This is a genomic window from Mammaliicoccus sp. P-M59 (genome assembly GCF_022386135.1).
Classification (GTDB): Bacteria; Bacillota; Bacilli; order Staphylococcales; family Staphylococcaceae; genus Mammaliicoccus; species Mammaliicoccus sciuri_A.
In genome coordinates this window covers 70,499-88,293 of sequence record NZ_JAJNJJ010000006.1, presented here as the reverse complement: position 1 = coordinate 88,293, position 17,795 = coordinate 70,499, and the positions used below count along the sequence as shown (strand labels likewise).

18 protein-coding genes and 2 tRNA genes are annotated in these 17,795 nt (G+C 30.3%); 6 read left to right on the top strand and 14 right to left on the bottom strand.

Annotated features, from left to right (window positions below; genetic code table 11):
* Positions 1–100: 100 nt before the first annotated feature.
* From LQ617_RS10220 to LQ617_RS10155, 14 genes are all read right to left on the bottom strand, one after another.
* Positions 101–346, bottom strand: a complete 246-nt coding sequence (locus LQ617_RS10220; protein ID WP_239740291.1) for a hypothetical protein — start codon at positions 344–346, stop codon at positions 101–103.
* Between the two features lie 133 nt (positions 347–479).
* Positions 480–692 (bottom strand): hypothetical protein, encoded by a 213-nt coding sequence (locus LQ617_RS10215; RefSeq protein ID WP_239740290.1) that lies wholly within the window; start codon positions 690–692, stop codon positions 480–482.
* A 410-nt stretch (positions 693–1,102) separates the two neighbouring features.
* Positions 1,103–1,669, bottom strand: a complete 567-nt coding sequence (locus LQ617_RS10210) for a hypothetical protein (RefSeq protein WP_239740289.1) — start codon at positions 1,667–1,669, stop codon at positions 1,103–1,105.
* Positions 1,670–1,759: 90 nt separating this feature from the next.
* Positions 1,760–2,041: a hypothetical protein gene (locus LQ617_RS10205; RefSeq protein ID WP_239740288.1), complete on the bottom strand. Its 282-nt coding sequence runs from the start codon at positions 2,039–2,041 to the stop codon at positions 1,760–1,762.
* Positions 2,042–2,122: 81 nt separating this feature from the next.
* Positions 2,123–2,464 carry a hypothetical protein gene (locus tag LQ617_RS10200; RefSeq protein ID WP_239740287.1) on the bottom strand — a complete coding sequence of 114 codons (342 nt, stop codon included), beginning with the start codon at positions 2,462–2,464 and terminating at the stop codon, positions 2,123–2,125.
* A 79-nt stretch (positions 2,465–2,543) separates the two neighbouring features.
* Complete coding sequence (locus tag LQ617_RS10195) at positions 2,544–2,747, bottom strand: hypothetical protein (protein ID WP_239704887.1); 204 nt, start codon at positions 2,745–2,747, stop codon at positions 2,544–2,546.
* A gap of 82 nt (positions 2,748–2,829) precedes the next feature.
* Entirely contained in the window at positions 2,830–3,126 is a 297-nt protein-coding gene (locus LQ617_RS10190; protein ID WP_239704886.1) for a hypothetical protein, read from the bottom strand.
* A 73-nt stretch (positions 3,127–3,199) separates the two neighbouring features.
* Positions 3,200–3,445, bottom strand: a complete 246-nt coding sequence (locus LQ617_RS10185) for a hypothetical protein (RefSeq protein WP_239740286.1) — start codon at positions 3,443–3,445, stop codon at positions 3,200–3,202.
* 119 nt (positions 3,446–3,564) lie between these two features.
* Entirely contained in the window at positions 3,565–3,804 is a 240-nt protein-coding gene (locus LQ617_RS10180; RefSeq protein WP_239740285.1) for a hypothetical protein, read from the bottom strand.
* 83 nt (positions 3,805–3,887) lie between these two features.
* Complete coding sequence (locus tag LQ617_RS10175; RefSeq protein WP_239740284.1) at positions 3,888–4,349, bottom strand: hypothetical protein; 462 nt, start codon at positions 4,347–4,349, stop codon at positions 3,888–3,890.
* A 2,776-nt stretch (positions 4,350–7,125) separates the two neighbouring features.
* The gene (locus LQ617_RS10170) at positions 7,126–7,488 is read right to left on the bottom strand and encodes a hypothetical protein (protein ID WP_239740283.1); all 363 of its coding nucleotides are present in this window, start codon (positions 7,486–7,488) and stop codon (positions 7,126–7,128) included.
* 22 nt (positions 7,489–7,510) lie between these two features.
* Positions 7,511–7,819: a hypothetical protein gene (locus LQ617_RS10165; RefSeq protein WP_239740282.1), complete on the bottom strand. Its 309-nt coding sequence runs from the start codon at positions 7,817–7,819 to the stop codon at positions 7,511–7,513.
* 779 nt (positions 7,820–8,598) lie between these two features.
* A complete protein-coding gene (locus LQ617_RS10160) occupies positions 8,599–9,483 on the bottom strand; it encodes a hypothetical protein (RefSeq protein ID WP_239740281.1) in 885 nt (294 codons plus the stop codon).
* 16 nt (positions 9,484–9,499) lie between these two features.
* Entirely contained in the window at positions 9,500–11,785 is a 2,286-nt protein-coding gene (locus LQ617_RS10155; RefSeq protein ID WP_239740280.1) for an AAA family ATPase, read from the bottom strand.
* A gap of 178 nt (positions 11,786–11,963) precedes the next feature.
* Between LQ617_RS10155 and LQ617_RS10150 the strand changes: the two genes are divergently transcribed.
* From LQ617_RS10150 to LQ617_RS10125, 6 genes are all read left to right on the top strand, one after another.
* Positions 11,964–13,451, top strand: coding sequence for a hypothetical protein (locus LQ617_RS10150; RefSeq protein ID WP_239740279.1), 1,488 nt, complete (start codon positions 11,964–11,966; stop codon positions 13,449–13,451).
* A 246-nt stretch (positions 13,452–13,697) separates the two neighbouring features.
* The gene (locus LQ617_RS10145; RefSeq protein ID WP_239740278.1) at positions 13,698–14,030 is read left to right on the top strand and encodes an HU family DNA-binding protein; all 333 of its coding nucleotides are present in this window, start codon (positions 13,698–13,700) and stop codon (positions 14,028–14,030) included.
* A gap of 40 nt (positions 14,031–14,070) precedes the next feature.
* Entirely contained in the window at positions 14,071–14,262 is a 192-nt protein-coding gene (locus LQ617_RS10140) for a YonK family protein (RefSeq protein ID WP_239740277.1), read from the top strand.
* Positions 14,262–15,479, top strand: a complete 1,218-nt coding sequence (locus tag LQ617_RS10135) for a hypothetical protein (protein WP_239740276.1) — start codon at positions 14,262–14,264, stop codon at positions 15,477–15,479. Before LQ617_RS10140 ends, LQ617_RS10135 begins: the two co-directional genes overlap by 1 nt.
* A 1,329-nt stretch (positions 15,480–16,808) precedes the next feature.
* Positions 16,809–16,880: transfer RNA gene (locus tag LQ617_RS10130), tRNA-Asn, on the top strand.
* A 243-nt stretch (positions 16,881–17,123) separates the two neighbouring features.
* Positions 17,124–17,198, top strand: a tRNA-Pro gene (locus tag LQ617_RS10125).
* The last annotated feature ends 597 nt before the right edge of the window (positions 17,199–17,795 follow it).

Here is a 17,795-nt window from a genome sequence, read left to right as displayed (position 1 = left end):
TAATATAAAACTTGCAACAAGTCCGATTGTAAAAATGTAACGGTATGCTTTTGATAAAATTTCTGTTTTATTCATTTTTCATTATCCTTTCTGTTATGGTTTAGATTTCTTTCAACATGTTATAGCATTGTATTTCGTGCATAAGATTGTTTAAATACTTTCTATCAATCTTTAAACCGTTGATATAGTGATATAGATTTAATGGTGTAACATGTGTAAATTCTTTGTTGTAGTTATGCATTACGATAAATAATAAATCTTTCTGATTGTGTTTAAAGTTTAATTCTTTGAGTTTGTCGCTTAATTCATTTAAAGCTTTTTGTTGTAATCTTTCTAATGTTTTCATTTTAGTTACCACCTTTTTATAATTTATTTTTCAAATTGTAAAATGAAATTCACTAGGTGCATTTGTTAGTACCTGTTATAGTGAAATCATTTTACGCTTTCAGAAATAAATTAGATTTTAAGTTCAATCTATCTTAAAAACTGTAACCAAATGCCAATTCACTTGATAGTTTGCCGATATGTTTGTATTCTGTTAAATGTTTGTGTGAATACTTTCTATTTATACCCGTTGTAAGTTCTACAAATGTAATCATGCTACCACTATTTTTTTCTACTACATAAACACTATTGTTTTCATCTTGAATGATATCCCTATTTGTTAAGTTTTTTAATTGTTCGATTGTCATAATCAATTACCACCTTTTGATTTTTTGAATTGCTTAATAATCATTATACATTATTACAAATACATTTCAAGATAAAATTTATATTTTATCTTTTAAAAATTTCTAGGTGCATTTTTGAGTGCCTGTTATACAGTAATAACCAATCGTAAACAGATTATATATATCCACCGTTAAAAACAAGATAAGCATGATTTACAGTATCTTTATATGTTCTATGATTGGATATATCACAATTCGCTTATAAGCTTAAAATAGCCCTTTTAAAGCCCTGTAATGCGTTTAGGTATATAAACTACTATAAAGCCTATAAATGCCCTTAAAACGCCTGTAATTGTCTTATAATGAATATTAATATATTCAGTAGTAGCACTATATTGATAATGCCACTCTTTGAATGTATTAATTAGATTTTATAATTCAGATACAAACATTGTTACAATATCATCAAGTGTTTTAAAATCGGCGTATTCTTTAGTCTGTACGCCTTTGTTTGTCTGATATTGTACAATAGCTTGTCGATTGCTTGTTGTCCCGTCATAAGCGTATATAGTAGCAATTTTGCGTGTTATATCTTCTTTATCATTAAACATAACAAAAGTTTCATGTTTGCCACTTTCAATATTGTAAAATTCATAGTAAAGGTTTAAACCATTTACATTTTTTGGTAATTGTAAATCAGTGAGATTATGATATATCATATCTTGATTTTTGATATAAATTTCTTGAAAGTTTAATGATGAAATTAAACTATTGATAACTTCATCTGTTACAACTTCTTTATGTTCGCTTATTCCGTATTCGCTATAAATTTCATTATCAAAATTATCAAAATAGCTTACTGTCATAATATTGATTTCAATTTCAGATTGTCCAAATAACCAATAAAATTCAGTTGTTTGATAAATTTCTTTGTCACGATTGAAAGTTGTTACTTCTTTAATTTTGTTATCGTTTATTTTTCTAATTGTTGTATTCATTTATAAAACCACCTTTTGAATTTTTGATAAATCTACAAGCTACACTATTTCATTTCTGTTATAGTGTAGCCTAACAATTATCAAATTTTGTTATACTTCATAATTGAAAATGTGAGCGTCTATTTCGTCTAACCATTCCACCGTTAAAACTTTTTCATTATTCCAATTTTCAAATCTCAATTCTTCATAAGTCCCGTATGGCGTTTTCTCAATATGCCCTATTGTTTCACTGTCAATTCTGATTAAAAGATTGTCATTTTCTTTATAAAATTCATAATGATTATTTCTAAAAGTTTGGTCGATAGCGTACCCGTTTTCTAGTCCGTCTATTACTTCAATCATTCTTGTGTTATCTTCATTGTAAATTTTCATGATATTACCACCTTAATTTTAATTTTTAAAAATTCCATAAGTAGCATATAAACATTTCTGTTATATGCTACCTAGCAACTTTTAAATGACTGTGTGTAGCCTGTAATAACTACCTGTTATATCGTTATCATTTAATAACGCTTGTAACAGTCCTTTTTTAGTTTTGTAAGTTTTTATGACTGTTTCACGTTCGAAAACCTGTCTTTCTAATTCTTCCAACGTTGTATCACGTTCAATATTTACATATGAACGTAACACGTCAAAATATTTCACGTTTTCTTTTTCGTCATCTTCTTGTTCTTGATAATTTACAATCGTAACATTTGCCCACTCATCGCCTGTTACTTGTATATGTGCTTTAACTTGCGTTAAAACGTCTTGTAATTCTTTATGTGTGTAATTGCTTTTGTTTTTTAGTTTCATGATATGACCACCTTTTTATAATTTAAAAATTCCATAAGCTACACAAAAACAATTCTGTTATTATGTAGCCTAGCAACTTTTAAACTGTACCGATTAGTTCATAATGCCAGTTATCAGTCAAAGTTTCTAATGCACTTCTTAAATCTTTAATTTCGATATTTTCGCCCGTTTCTTCGTAAAGTTCTTCATAACTTTTTGCGAGTTCAATAACTTCATTTGGCGTTAAAATTATTTCTGTTCTACCGTTGAAAGAAGTATCAATTAATTTAATTTTTTTTGTCATTTTGTATTACCACCTTTTATATTTTTAAAAATTCCAGTAGTAGCATATAAATCAATCTGTTATATGCTACTCATTGCAATTTTTAAACGTTCATAAGCTCATCAATCAGATTGAATTGCTCATCAACTATTAAGTCCATTTTATCGCTTATTTGGTCAATTTCAAGCGTTGAAAGATTAGGGTTATCTAATTCATGAGTATATGCTTTTAATTGCATTTCAAGACGCTTATATATTGCGTGATGCCTTTCTAATGTGTTAGTTGCTAATTCATACTTCATTATATCATTTAGCACCATTTCATTGTTCAAGCGTTCTAACGCTTTGTTGTAGATTTCTTTTAATTCTTGCATTGTGAAAGTAATTTCTTTATTTGTCATTTTGTTTTACCACCTTTTATATTTTTAAAAATTCCATAATTGGCACATTTTGAAATATGCCAACTAGCAACTTTTAAATTTCAAATAATACGTTAAATCTATTACACTTTGAAAATTTAACTGTTCTTACGCCGTTTTCTACTTTTGATAACGTCATCAAGTCTAAAATATTTACATTCATAAAATACTCAAGCTCAAGTAATTCATTTTGTGTAATGTTATCAACTGAAAAACTGTTTTCTAATTGTTTAGCGTTCGCTAATTTCTCAATTAGAATTTTTCTTTCTTTTTCGTTTAAAATTGGTTGTTTGTTTGTCATTTTTGTTATCCACCTTTTTTTATATTTTATCTTTTTTAAGAATTTTAATAAATTCTATGAATTGCATAATAAACAAGCTACTTTTTTAGTTGCCTGTTATTATGCAATTTTACAATTTATTAAATTGTTTTTTTGTATTTGTCCCATGCGTGTTTTCTTGCCTGTTCGACTGTTTGCCCGATTGGTGCAAAGTAACTACCATTGAACATACTTACATAGTCATGACTTATTACAATATATTCAATGTAATTATTTTGAACATATTTAATTATTGCTTTATCGTCTGTACAATCAAGTAGAACACTTTCTTGTCCGTAAGCCTCTTTTATAGCCTGTTCTAATTTGTCAATTTTTGTCATTTTAAAATTCCACCTTTTTAATTTAATTTTTAAATTCCATTGAAAGCACGAAAGTTATTTCATGCTTTCTAGCAACTTAAAAACTACTTTTTGACTATATATTTAAATTCTTTTTTGATTTCATTCAGTGTTAAACCGTTCATATAATGCCCGTCTGTCGTACTGAAAATATAATCATCTGATAAGTAAATAAAATACCCGTCTAGCTTGTCATAATCAACTTGAATAATCGCTTGATGGTGCTTTTTTGGCACGTATTTATTTAAAAAATTTAAAGTATAATCATCTTTTTTAGGTTTGTTTAATCTTTCAGTTATTTTAGGAATTTCTTCCGTTATAACCATAATAGCCAATTTTAAAAATACATCTTCAGATTGTAAAGTTTTTACAGTCTGATTGTATTCACATAATTTATTATACATGTAAGAAACATTAATTTGTTGTTTAACTTCATCAGTTGTTATTTCGTTATTATCAATTTTCTTGTTGATGTTGTTAAAATAGTTTTTTACTGTTTTTTCAATGCTTTCAATTGTACTTGTCATAATTAAATTACCACCTTTATTTTTTTTAAATTCTATGAATGGCACAAAGCCCAGTGACTAAAAAAGCCGCCTGTTTTTATGCCATTTTAGAATTTAAAAAGGTAAAAAGACAATTTTCTTATTTTGCGTGTGTTCTAGCTTTCACACTATTTCAATGTTCAAACGGTCAATTTCGCATTTTACTAACTGACAACTTCACAGTTACACTTTTCAAATGGTACTTTATCGCTTTAGTATAACGATTGCTAATCGTTTCAAGCCCTAATATAGAACTTGTTAAATAATGCCCTACACAACATTATATTTTATCTTTATTGAGGGAATTTTGTTCCAAACGTTTGTTCGGTGTGTTTTTCGTTCCCTTAATTAAGCTATACCTTATTATAACATTCTGATAGTGTATTACAAGTAAAATCTATCAATTTAAATATTACAATTATGTTACAGTTGTAACATTCCTGTAACACTAATATATATGAAGAAACACGAAAAAAGCCGCCTAAAATCATTACAAAAATATTACAGTTGTAACATATGCCAGCACTGACAAAGCCAATTACACACCAGCACACACAAGCACATACAAGCACACACAAGCACATACAAGCACATACAAGCCAAATAAACGCCCTATCACGTCACATAGTAAATAATATTAAGTAAATTACTATATGCCCTGTATGACGTCTTAAAATGCCTATAAAGTATGCAAAATGTGAATATTGCCGTGATTGAACGATAAGAAGTATCCGAATAGTAATATACCTAGAATTAAAAGCGTGCCTGTATGACCCCTTAAAATGCCTGTATGAACGTGCTATTTTTATATTTTATCTTATTTGACAACATTAAAGGATAATATTACACTATTCTACTGGTAATATATGTATATGCAAAATCATGTATAAATCTTGTATATCCATTATTTACATATTATTGGTAATATATGGATATACAAAATAGTGTATATTTGATGTATAAGTATGCAACGCCGATACAAACAAAATTAAGTACAATGTAATACAAAATGAATGGAATATATTACCATATCGTAATACATGTATATAGTATGTATATGTATAGTATATATATACATATGATTGAACATAATCACATATAATAATTAATGAATGATACATGATTGTATAAAATTATTATGTAATATGGTAATGATTGGAATAAAACAATATAGATATAATGGTAATATATGTAAGTAAATATAATTGGTATATATTCCCTATTCATATAATTATTGAATGGTAGTATTTACCAGTTTAAATATTTGAGATTATTGTTTATTCCCTTTTATTGTTCTGTGGATAACATGTTAATAATTTTCAATATTAAATGGTAATGATTGGAATAATATCTATAATGTAATATGGTAATAGTTGGTATATTAGATAAAAATAATATGTAAATTGGGTAATGTTGGTAATTGGTTTATATTGGTAATGTGTGATGTGTACAATGTACATTGGTAATATGTGGATATTGGATAAAGTTGGCAAATGGTAGAATATGGATAAATTGAATGGTAATAAATGGGAATATGTGAAGTGTGTATATTGTGTATATACAATATGAACAGTTACGAAATTATCCCCTGTTATTGAAATTATACCGGTACAATTTTTTTGTACCCTATCAATTTAATCATATCTATATATTACATTATTCAATTTACCAGTAATTACCAATGTTCAGACCCAAAATAAAATACGAACATTTGCCCAATTATTACGCCTTATTATTCGGTTTTCAGTGTAAAGGTAGCATAACCGATATTATACGGCGTTTACCAGTTTTTGTAAGGGGGGATAGTTGCAGATTTTGATTGTCAATTTCTTCCAAAAATCGCCTATACTGTCACATCCTCACACACATTATTTTTTCCACCTATATATTTTCTCATCCTCACTCATCTATCTCACTAAATTTACATTTTTCACTTTTCCTCTTTTTCCACTCATCACATAACATAAATTTACTCTCTAACCACTATTCTATTTTTACCTTTCCAACCTACTCTAACCTTACTAATCTTACCGCTTCTCAAATCTCATTTTTTACACTTCCATTTTCACATACCTAAACTCACTCTATTCACCATTTTAAGTACGTTATTTCCCACTCTATATTATTCATAATACTAAATCAACCTTTACATCATTTTCCCTAGTATCACTCGTATATTTACCTCACAACTATCACTCTGTCCTCTCACTCACATTCTCCTATTCATATTTCTTAATCATGTCTGTTCAACTCTACTTACAGCATACTTTAACAATCACTCATAATATTTTTCTCCTAGTGTACTAATATCCTATTCAGCTACTAACATAAATTTACTCTCTGAGATACATTTTAATTTAATCGTTTTTTACGTTATTTACTCGTATTTAATCTTATTCGTTTTAATTTGCTTAATTTCACATCATAAAACTGTACGGAAATTTTCCCATGCTAAATTATGATGATATTCTCCTAGTATCTCTCGTGGGAAATACACACCTCTCCTTGCAGTATATTCTACTCATTTTACCCATATTTCATTCAACTTTTTTACAGGTAACACTTATGTTTGCTACACACGTATATAAAAAGACGTAAATTTACGCTTAATTATTTTTTCACACCATAATTTTTATTCTCAAAAAAAATTATCATTTTATGATGAGGGGGGTACTTTTATGATTGATAAAAAATTGCATACAAAAAAGTCATTATACCCTAGAGTATAACGACTTAATTCATAGTTCGTATTTTATTTTTATATATGTAATTTAAATCTTTCTTTTACTACTGTTGCTATGTATTCATATATATCTTCTTGCAATATCTCTATGTATCTTACATGGTTCAAATCATGTTTCTCAAGTATGTAATTCTTGAAGTGTGATAATGTGAATAATACTCTTTCTCCTGTTTTACATTTCCAATATAATCCGAAGTCCTCATCTTTTTTATACAAATCAAAAGTAAACACTAACTCTTCTTTGTTCCAGTCTATAAGCACGTCATCTAGCACATATAATAATGTTTGCTCTCCCACTTTCAATGAGAATGAGTTACCTATCAACCCCTCAAAGCACATTTGTATTGCTAAGTTGTAGTTCTTTAATTTCCATCCCATAAACTCTACACCTCATCATATTTTATTCTTTAACAATTTTATTTACAGTCTGCTCGATATCTCTCAGGAAACGTTTATAGTCCTGAATAGTCTTGTTACCCACCATACGTTTAGCTGGAGCAAATTTAATGTATCCTCTGATAGCTCCATCTACACTTGAGAAGTACCCTAAGAATTTCCATGATTTAGTTTTCAACTTCTGCCTAGTCTTCTTGTCATATAAAAATTCCTTACTTTCTAACTCAAGAGTATCCGAATCTCCATACCTCACAATTCTAAACTCATGCGGTAAATCTATATTTAGTGTTATTTCTTTTCTTTCTGATGCCATATGTATCAATCTCCTTTTATTTATATACTAATATTATTATATTTTATCTTTTATGTCAATTATTATATCAATTTTTTTATGTACAACTGAATAATTTATCTATCGCTTCAGATTAGCTCAATATAAGTCCGTAGAGAAGCGTTAATCATTTTCGATACCTATTTATCTTCCAAAGTAAACTTGAGCAAATAGGCTGTAAATTTGACTGATTTTGAAGTGGTGATATTTTTACCTATCCTTAGTATCCATTTCAACTCACATTTCATTCTCATCCACATTTAAACTCTATCGCTTCATTTGAACACTCTAATCACCCGCAGGAGCTCATTCAATATCTTCTTAGACCAATTTATCCTAAAATCATTACTTGCTCATATACGAGCTCTATTTACTGAATATGAACATGAGATAAATCTTACATAAAATTTCCACATGAGTTGCGTGTTGCTTTAGCACACGTGACGAATAGAAGTTGAGACGTGCACTTGATGCAGGTCGATACTTCCCATTGTTATTCCAAATAACTTTTAATCAATCACCCTGTACACTTACTCCCCCAACGAGTACAGCCGATTCTTATTTCGAAAATTTTAAAAAAACTTGTAGCGGATTAATACTCTCTCTTTGTATACTTATGCTGCCGCAGGCGATATGGGTGAAAGCATGTTGAACCTTTACATATAAAGCATCTTAATACGCTACTATTTTTTTATTTCATATTGCTGAAAAAGCTGATATAGCTTACTCCAGAGCATTTCATTTGGATGATTTTTATAAAATTATATGCAGTATTCTACGACCCTTAATTCACTTTTAGTTTTAAACTCACCTTTGATTAATTGAATATAACTATTATATTTAATTGCTGATGGATAAAGTTGAATTAACAATTGAAATGAAGTCATGACTGTATTAGTGCTTAACTTACTTAATGTACCAAGTCTTTTATAACTTGTTTGAAATGGTTTTAATCTTGTTAAGAAACCATCTTTTGTAATATATTTTAAGACACATAATAAATAAAAATCTGTTGCTGTTGTTTTACCATCTATAAAATCTAAAATTGTACTATACTTCAATGTAATGTAATTAGTTGCATCAGGATGTAATAATGGCACTTCTATTACTTGATATCCTCTTCCTCTTTTACGTTTTACCCCTTGTGTATGTCTTAAAGGCTCCATGCATCTTACTTGTCTATTATCCATATTAGCAAAATGCATATTAACTTCATCTTTTGTCATATCATTAGTTGTCTTAAATATAAATTCACTATTATCGTTCACTTCATAAGAATGTGGTAACATATTAACATTCTTTACATATTCATGTTGTGTTATCCATGAATTTTTAGAAAATGCTTTTCTTACTTTTTGATTATTAGCATTTACTCCCATAAAACTCATAATATCATCAACTGACATATGAAATTTTCTATATGTCTTAACAGCTTCAACATATGCAATAATACATCCTATATAAGTTAAAATAACTTGTCCTTTCCAATTAGAAGACATATCTTCATCTATAATTTTCTCCATAAATGAATTCGGAATTTTAATGTAAGGGTCATATTTTAGACCCTCACTATTTTTATTAAAGATTGAATTTCTCATAGTAATAATATCATTGTCTGTTAATATATTCTTTCTGTTGATTACCATTATATTTTATCTTCCTTTATTTTTTTAATAACTCCCCTAAGAAGCATTTTCTAGTTTTACCTTTATCTGTCTTAATTGCGTAATGTAATGCTTTATTCTCTGCAAACAATAAGCAGTTGTTTATTGTTCTTGTTAAGCCTGTGTATAAGAACTGTCTACTTAATAACATATACTCGTTGAATGATAATGCAAAGAACAATGTTTTAAATCCACTACCTTGCGAACGATGACAGCTGATTGCATAACCTAAATCTAATACACCAGTCTCATCTGCTTTACTTGTTTTCTCAAAGAATACTAATCCTTCAGTATCATCAAATTGAACTAACATCCCTAGATTTGGAGAGCAATCAACAATATAGCCAAATGTTCCATTAAACACTTGTGTTTCTTTAGGCTCAATGTCCTCTGTTTTAATTAATCCAATTGATAAGCTATTGAATGTTTCTTTATCAATAACTCTTGCTCTATAGTTGTTACCTTGTTGAATTACTCTGTCATTCTTTCTAAATGTATATTTCTTATTAGATAAGATGTCAGGACTATTCATATTGTCTTTATTAAATAATGGTTGTAGTAGCATATTTAAATTGTACACTGATAAATCTCCACGTTCTTTCATGCCAGTTATAACTTGTAAATCATTATTATCAACTTTAGGATTTTCTATAAATCTACTAGCCATAGCTAATAAATCTCCCAATATGTTTTCTTTGTCTTGATAACTAAAGTACATTAAATCTTTATTATTGCCATATGTATATCTTCCATAATCATTGTTAGCATTAAACTGTTTTCCATCTCTAATCTTATTAGCAATCTCTAAAGTACCTGAATCTAATGCTTGTCTATGTACTTCAGTAAGTGTAGTATGAGCAAACTCAGTTGAACCCAATAAGTAATCAAATGCTGCTCCACGTCCAATTGCTGGTAACTGACCACTATCACCTACGATAAATAATTGAGCTCCATCAGGTACAGCTGAAAGTAAATTAAGTAGTAAACCATTATCAACCATTGATGCTTCATCGAGAACAACAATATCTACTGGTAATGGATTAGTATAATCATGTTTAAAACCCCCATCAGATGGGTCAAACTTTAAAGTTCTATGTAGAGTTGCAGCGTTTAATCCATTTTGAGCTAGTACATTACTTGCTTTACCTGATAACGCACAGGCAACGTGAGATTTATCAATAACTTCAATAAGTGTTAATAGACTTGCAGACTTACCACTACCAGCTTTCCCATCCAATATAAATACACCATTCTTAGAACCTTTATCAATTGCTTCTAATTGTTTAACGTTGAACTTAAAGCCTAATTTAGACTCATTAATTTCTATAATCTCTTCTATATTTTGTTCTTGTAAATCATATTCAAAGTTATCTCTTATTCTTCTTAAGTGGAACAATATCTTTTCTTCTTCTTCATAGTATTTCTTCAAGCTTATATACCCTTCTTTATAGTAAATCTCTTTATCAGATAAGATTTGTGAGAATAATTCATCATCTACTTCTTCAATATCAAGTATCTTACACATTTCATCATCGAATCTATTGATATCAATTTTTGTATCTCCAAAACTAACTAATTGCTCAATAACATAATGTGCACCTGCTAGAATTCTTCTTCTGTCGTTCTTTTCCATACCTTCTTGTAATGCGTACACGTCTACTCTTTTAAAACCAAATCCGTGTACTTTAGTTAATGTATATATATTATCTTTTACTTCTTTTACCAATCTGGCAGCAGAACCAAAATGTTCAGTTAAGATTTTAATATTCTTAATCCCTACTCCAAGTGGAGATAGTTCACGAATTGCTTCTTCATATATTTCTAATTGATATAATTTCTCTTTGATATTAATAGAGGTTTTTTCAGCAATACCATTTACTTCAGTTAAATCAATCTCGTCTGCAAGTATCTTATCTACTATATTTTGTTCTCCATAGAACTTTGTTAAAATACTTTGTGCTTGTTTTTCTGGTAAAACTGCTCTAATGAAGTCTTCTTGTCCTTCCTTACCTTTAATACCATCTGTAACTACACTAACAAACTCATATCCGTCTCCACGTTGTTCTGAATAACTGTCTTTAAATTTAACTATGTACTTTCTTCCTTCTTCTAACGGAGGAGCGTTAGTTCCTGCAATAGTAAAACTTTGATATGTAGGATGTACTTTAATAATAGGATTTATTTCGTTAGCAAATTTAAACCCATATACCTTAAACATGTTTCCTTCCCTATAATACACTTCTTTAGTAACTACTAATTCCTCTTCATAAATTCTTTGTTCCATTACATAAATCATTCCTTTTCATTATTTAATCCCCTACTCACTGGGGTATATTAAACATTATAAAAGATAAAATATAATGTGTCAAGGTGTTGACAAACTATAAAAGATAAAATATAATGTAATTAGCGAGCAAGAGGCTTGCGCGAATACATATAAACAACTGAGAGGAAATGGAAATATGAATATTAGAAAAGAAGATTTACATAAGTATGATTTAGGGAAAGATTTAAATGATTTATTTGGAATGAGCATAGGAGAAGCAATTTATATTAAAGATACTATTAACAAATTAAAAAGAATTAATGAAGACGTATGGATGTTCCAACGTTTTGATGGTATAACTACTCATTTAGTAGAGTTAGAAAGTTCAAGTGATGATTCGATGAGTGTATGGAAAGCATTTACTTCCAATTGTGATTATTCAATGAAATACGCACAAGATAGATGTGATGCAATTAGTAAGGCATTTGACAATGATGCTGCCACTAATATTGTCAGTTCAAAGAAGTTTATTGTTGAGCAAAATAAAGCTACTACTAAACCATTATCTGGTGAAAGTGGATTCACTAAAACTTTAGATAAGATTGCTGACTTTATTGTTTACGCAAAATTTGATAATGAACAAGAAGATTTAAAACACGAGGAATTAAAGAAAGAAATGCAGCGTATAGAATTACTTAAGAAGAAAAAGCGTAAAGAAAAAGAAGAAATCAGATTAGCTAGACTTAAAGAAGAAGTTAAAGATACACCGTATAGTAAAACTAAAAAACCATTATCCCCACCAAAACATTTCAGAGCATTAAGTACTGAAGGAATGATGGAATCTGGAAATGGTATTCACGCAGTAGACAATAAAATTAACTACACAAGAGTTGATAGACAAATGCAACAAGGTGTATTTGATGAAAGTATGGAAGTATTCTGGGAAAGGTTCTCACCCTCTAAACCTAATGAAGTTCCACATTATCACCATGAACCTATTAACTATAAAGATATGGCTTACTCAACTATGAATCAATATTTGACAGAAATACAAAGTTTAGAATCTTTAACATTCACGCCAGATAGAGCTAAACAAATTAGTTATTTAAAATCAGAAATGAGAACTGCATTAGATATTCTTCGAAAAGTAATTACGGTACAACCATCTATAAACATTGATGAAACAATTCCACACGATTCTTGGGATAGATTGTCACTTAGAGATACTGAAACATATATAGCTTTATTGTTTGGTTATAACGAAGCGTGTAAGAAATATGATACTAAAGTAAGCACTACATATTGGGCATTACTTAGAGATTTTGAAGACCTGCTACAGAAAACTGAGTGGGCTAAAGAAGAAGCAGTAATTATTGAATACATATTAGAAACAGGTATTACAGAATTAAAAGATATCCAAGAAGAGTTAGAACTTATGCTTAATGTAAATGTTAGCCATCAAACCTTATCGAATTGGATAAATAAAAACATTCCTTCGAAACTACATAATACATATGAAAAGCAGCTTGAAGACTGGATATGGACATATAGACGAAAAGGTAAATATAAAGCATGTAAGAAATGTGGAAACATTAAATTAGCAGTAGATTCTCGATATTTCAGAGTTGATAAAACTGGCAAATTTGGACTTAGAAGCACATGCAAAGAATGTATGTCTTTATAATCCGTTGACTTGTTTGCAAAAAACGGGTTTCGTTCACAATGTATAGTGAAGGAAGGTTAACAATCGTTGAGATTCCCTGTTCTTTCCTTACAAGAATAAAATATAAAACTAAATAGTTTGTGGAGTTCACCCCTTGATTGGCTAGAGTGCTACTCCACGTCTCTTTTTTTAGAGACACTTTAATATATAGTCAATCAAATACAAAACGAGGAAGTCCTTTATAGGACGAAAAGGAGAAAATTTATTATGGCAAAATTAGCAAAAGCAGAAGTTATCAAGGAATTACGTGTACAATTAGAAGACCAAGGCGTTAAAGTTTCAAGCAATAAAGAAGCAGATGCAATCTTTAAAGCAGTAACAGCAACAGTTGAAGAATTAATCTTAGCTGGAAAAACAGATGGTTTTGATTCATTCCCAATTGGTTATGGCGTAGTTAAATTAGTTGATGTTCCAGAAAAATCTGGTGTATCTAAACTTGGTGGCGTGGAAAAAGAATGGACTTCACCTGCACATACACAGGTTAAAGTTGCAATTAATAAACCACTTAAAACTGCATTAAAAGAAAAAACTTCAAAATAATATTAAAAGATAAAATATGGTGTAATTAGGAGAATAAATTATGACAAAATTAGCAAAAACACTTAGCTTTAAAAATGCCCTAATTGATTTAAATGATGATAGTATCACTGAGTTTACTAAAGACTCAGAGATACGTCATTCTTTATCAGAATCTTTAGGTGTATTTGACGGAAAAATGGTAGCAATTACTATTAAAGAGGAATCAGAATTAGTGGAACAAGGTGAGCAATAATGAGCATCTCTATTACACGTAAAGCTGATGAAACTCTTGCAGAATACCAATATAGACTTTACGAAAATAGGGACGATTATGGGTTAACAAATCAACATATCGCTGATTTACTTAATGCTGAGAACAAAACTGATTATGACGAGTCAAAGTTTCGTAAAGAATATCAAGTTTTAAAAAACGTATGGGAACCTTTAATTAACTCTAAGAAACAAGCCACACTTCCAGAAGAGTTTGCTGAGGAATTCGCTAGAGAACAATTAAAGATGAATGAAAAAAATCGTGCAATTACCAAGATGCTTCAAGACCAAAGAAGAGAATATAGAAAGTTATTAGATTTCTCAGGTCGTTTCGAGCATATCAAAAACGAAATATTTGAAAATATTCAAGCATTACCATTCCACCCAACTTTTAATGAGCAGAACACCGAACTAACTCCACAAGACGATAAAGAATTAATCGTACTTATGTCAGATTGGCATTTAGGTACTGTTGTTAATTCTAGATTTAATGAATTCAATGTAGATATTTGTAAGCAACGTATTGATTATTATTTAAATAAGACTCTACGAGAAATTAAAAATAATAATCATCATACTGTTCACTTAGGTGCTCTTGGAGATTTCGTGGCTGGTATAATTCATATTTCAAGCAGGACTTCGGCTGAAGAAGATATAGTTAAACAACTCTTCATAGTTACTGAGAAGATAGCTGAATTCGTAATTAAAGTTGCTGAAATAACACCACATGTAAATTATTATAGTGTTATTGGTAACCATGGTCGCGTGATTCCAAACAAATCAGAGGTTACTTCACACGAAGAGAACTTTGAGAAAATGATACTTTGGCATTTACAAGCAAGACTACAAGGTGTGCCTAATATATCTTTCCATGAAGATAGAGATGGGATTGTTGAGGCTACTATCATGGGAGAACAAGTAATATTCGCCCATGGAGACGTAGACCGTCAAGTAAATGGAGCAGATAAACTTACTCAAATGCTTGGATATGTACCTAAATATATTTTTCTAGGTCATACTCACCATAACTTCGAAAAATCTTTCGGAATTACTACTGTTATAGTCAATCCAAGCCTTATTGGTGGGGATAACTATTCAATTAGCGGTCGATTTGGTGGTAGAGCTGGTCAAAAATTAATTACTTTTGAGTATTCACCTTATGGAGTTGACCATACAGTTAAGTTGGTAAACTTAAATTAACATATATATAAAATCCCACTTTTATCACATACATAATTAAGACCTGACGTACGAAAAACCCTCCCGTTTATGGAAACCTATTATTATGGAGAAGCTATCTGGTTACAGGTTTAGGATAGCATTTAGATTTTTACACATAGTGGCTAGTCCACATCAAACTTTTATACAAGGGATTTACTCCCAGTAAAAACCTACGACAACGCTTCTGTTCCTTTAAAGGCAGATATATTCTGATACAGAAGTATTTATTCTCGGTAACCATTCCGACTTCTAGACTTCGTGAGCTAGACTCATTTGTCCTCTACCTATGGTTTGGGATTCACAAAGGCTGTGTGCAATGAGCCAGATAATCAGTGCATAGCTTAACTGTGTGCTTAAACACAGTCTCTATAATCGTGAGGTTATAGCATTTGTCTTAAGCAAATGAAGGGAAAAGGTAGGATACCGTGCCAAATGCTGAAATGCATATAAACTAAACATTTGTAAATCTTAGGCTATCTTAAGTGTAAGCACTGAGTTGAGTGTAGGTATCATAACGGAGTGACGACCGTTTCAACACTCTGGCAACTCGATTAATTGTCTTTAACAAATCTAAGCGTAATTTTAAGTACGTGAATCAGAGTGGAAATAACTGATGTACCAAGTGTACAAACAGTATTAAGTAACGTAAGTACCGAGTTGCTTCGAGCTTGCGTTACTGGTATTTTTAAAGATTAGTTATCTACCCTATTAATAAATCAGTGTGACAAACTGAAAGGGGTTGATTATAAAGAAGGACTTGCATTAGGGTTTGTCACCCTTACTTAATTTATTTAAATTGAGGACGAGAAAACGACTAATCTTTATTCTTGAAATCAATATCCAAAAGTATTTGGGTGTTGATTTGAGGAAATGACGTGATTAAACAGATACTTAGCTAGTATCTAATGCTCATAGTGAGCGTTTAATTAATGTGAGAATACTCTTAGGAGGACTTCATAGCGAAGCAGCATGAAGTATCTGACCTAATCGAAATAAACTATATGTTTGTAGGCTGTTCATCGAAAGATGTAGAGCTGAGTTATTTGGGTTGCAGCTCCCATAATTGACTGTATGTTGGCATTCTCCTATAGATGTGACAGGGTGCTCTATAGAAAACTCATAGTCGGTTGCCATGAGAATAAGCATCAAGCAATAGCGCTATTACCTAGTCGATATGCCCTATTGGGTTACTACAGCAGATATGCTAAGGGTAATGAACCTTATCGGTAGACGTATTGATAAGCCAGTTGTAAGAAAACTTCCTTGTCATCTGAAGTTACTGGTTATAAGATGACATATTATTATTAATGAGATATAACTCAATGGTAGAGTGTCGCACTGTTAATGCGAAAGTTACAGGTTCGAGCCCTGTTATCTCAGCTTATTTATACAAGTTCCTAGAGTTCTTGTAAAATGTTGATGTTCTAGGCTGTGTCATTATGCAGTGTAGAAAGTAGTTTATGAAAGGGTTAAAACATTCTCCTCAAAATGACTAGAGTATTTATAATACTTGAACGAAAATGTTTATTATTAAGGCTTGTTAGTGAAGATAAGACAAACACGGCGGACTGTAAATCCGCTCCTTCGGGTTCGGTGGTGCAAATCCATCACAAGCCATTTTAACAGGGTGTAGCTCAGTTTGGTTAGAGTACTCGTCTTGGACACGAGAGGTCGCAGGTTCAAATCCTGCTGCCCTGACTTTTAAATTATAAAATTGCGGTACATATCTGCGGAGTGTACTTGAGGTTGACTGTTGCGACGGTCGACTCTTTACTTTACAAATTACAATCGTTTTGATATAGTTATAAATGAAAAGAGAGCAAGGTGCTCTAACACCCTACTCCCTTTATAGACCCGTTTCAAAGACGGCGACTATTAAGATGAAACATGTTATCATGCAATCATCTAACCTGTCAAAGTTAATAGATGATTATTTTCTTGAGTTGTTATTGCTAATCAAAGCAATTCCAACAATCATGAATACTAAGTTTAGTATTTCATAATCAGACATTTGCTACTCCTTTCTGGAGTGGCATTTTTTATTGTCTTCATAGGCATCACTCCTTCCTAAGAAGTTAGCCACCATCTATAAAACTTGTCTACTTCCCTACTATACATTACTTTATCAAAATAATCTATAGTTTTCAAGAATAAAATATAAAAAGTTATTTGAATACTGAAAACTGTGTTATAGTCATCATCCTACTGTAATGCAGTTTTGAGTGTTTAACACTCAGACTTTCTTTTCCTATTCCATGACAACTTCCCTTTCATATTTAACCGACTAATCAGAGT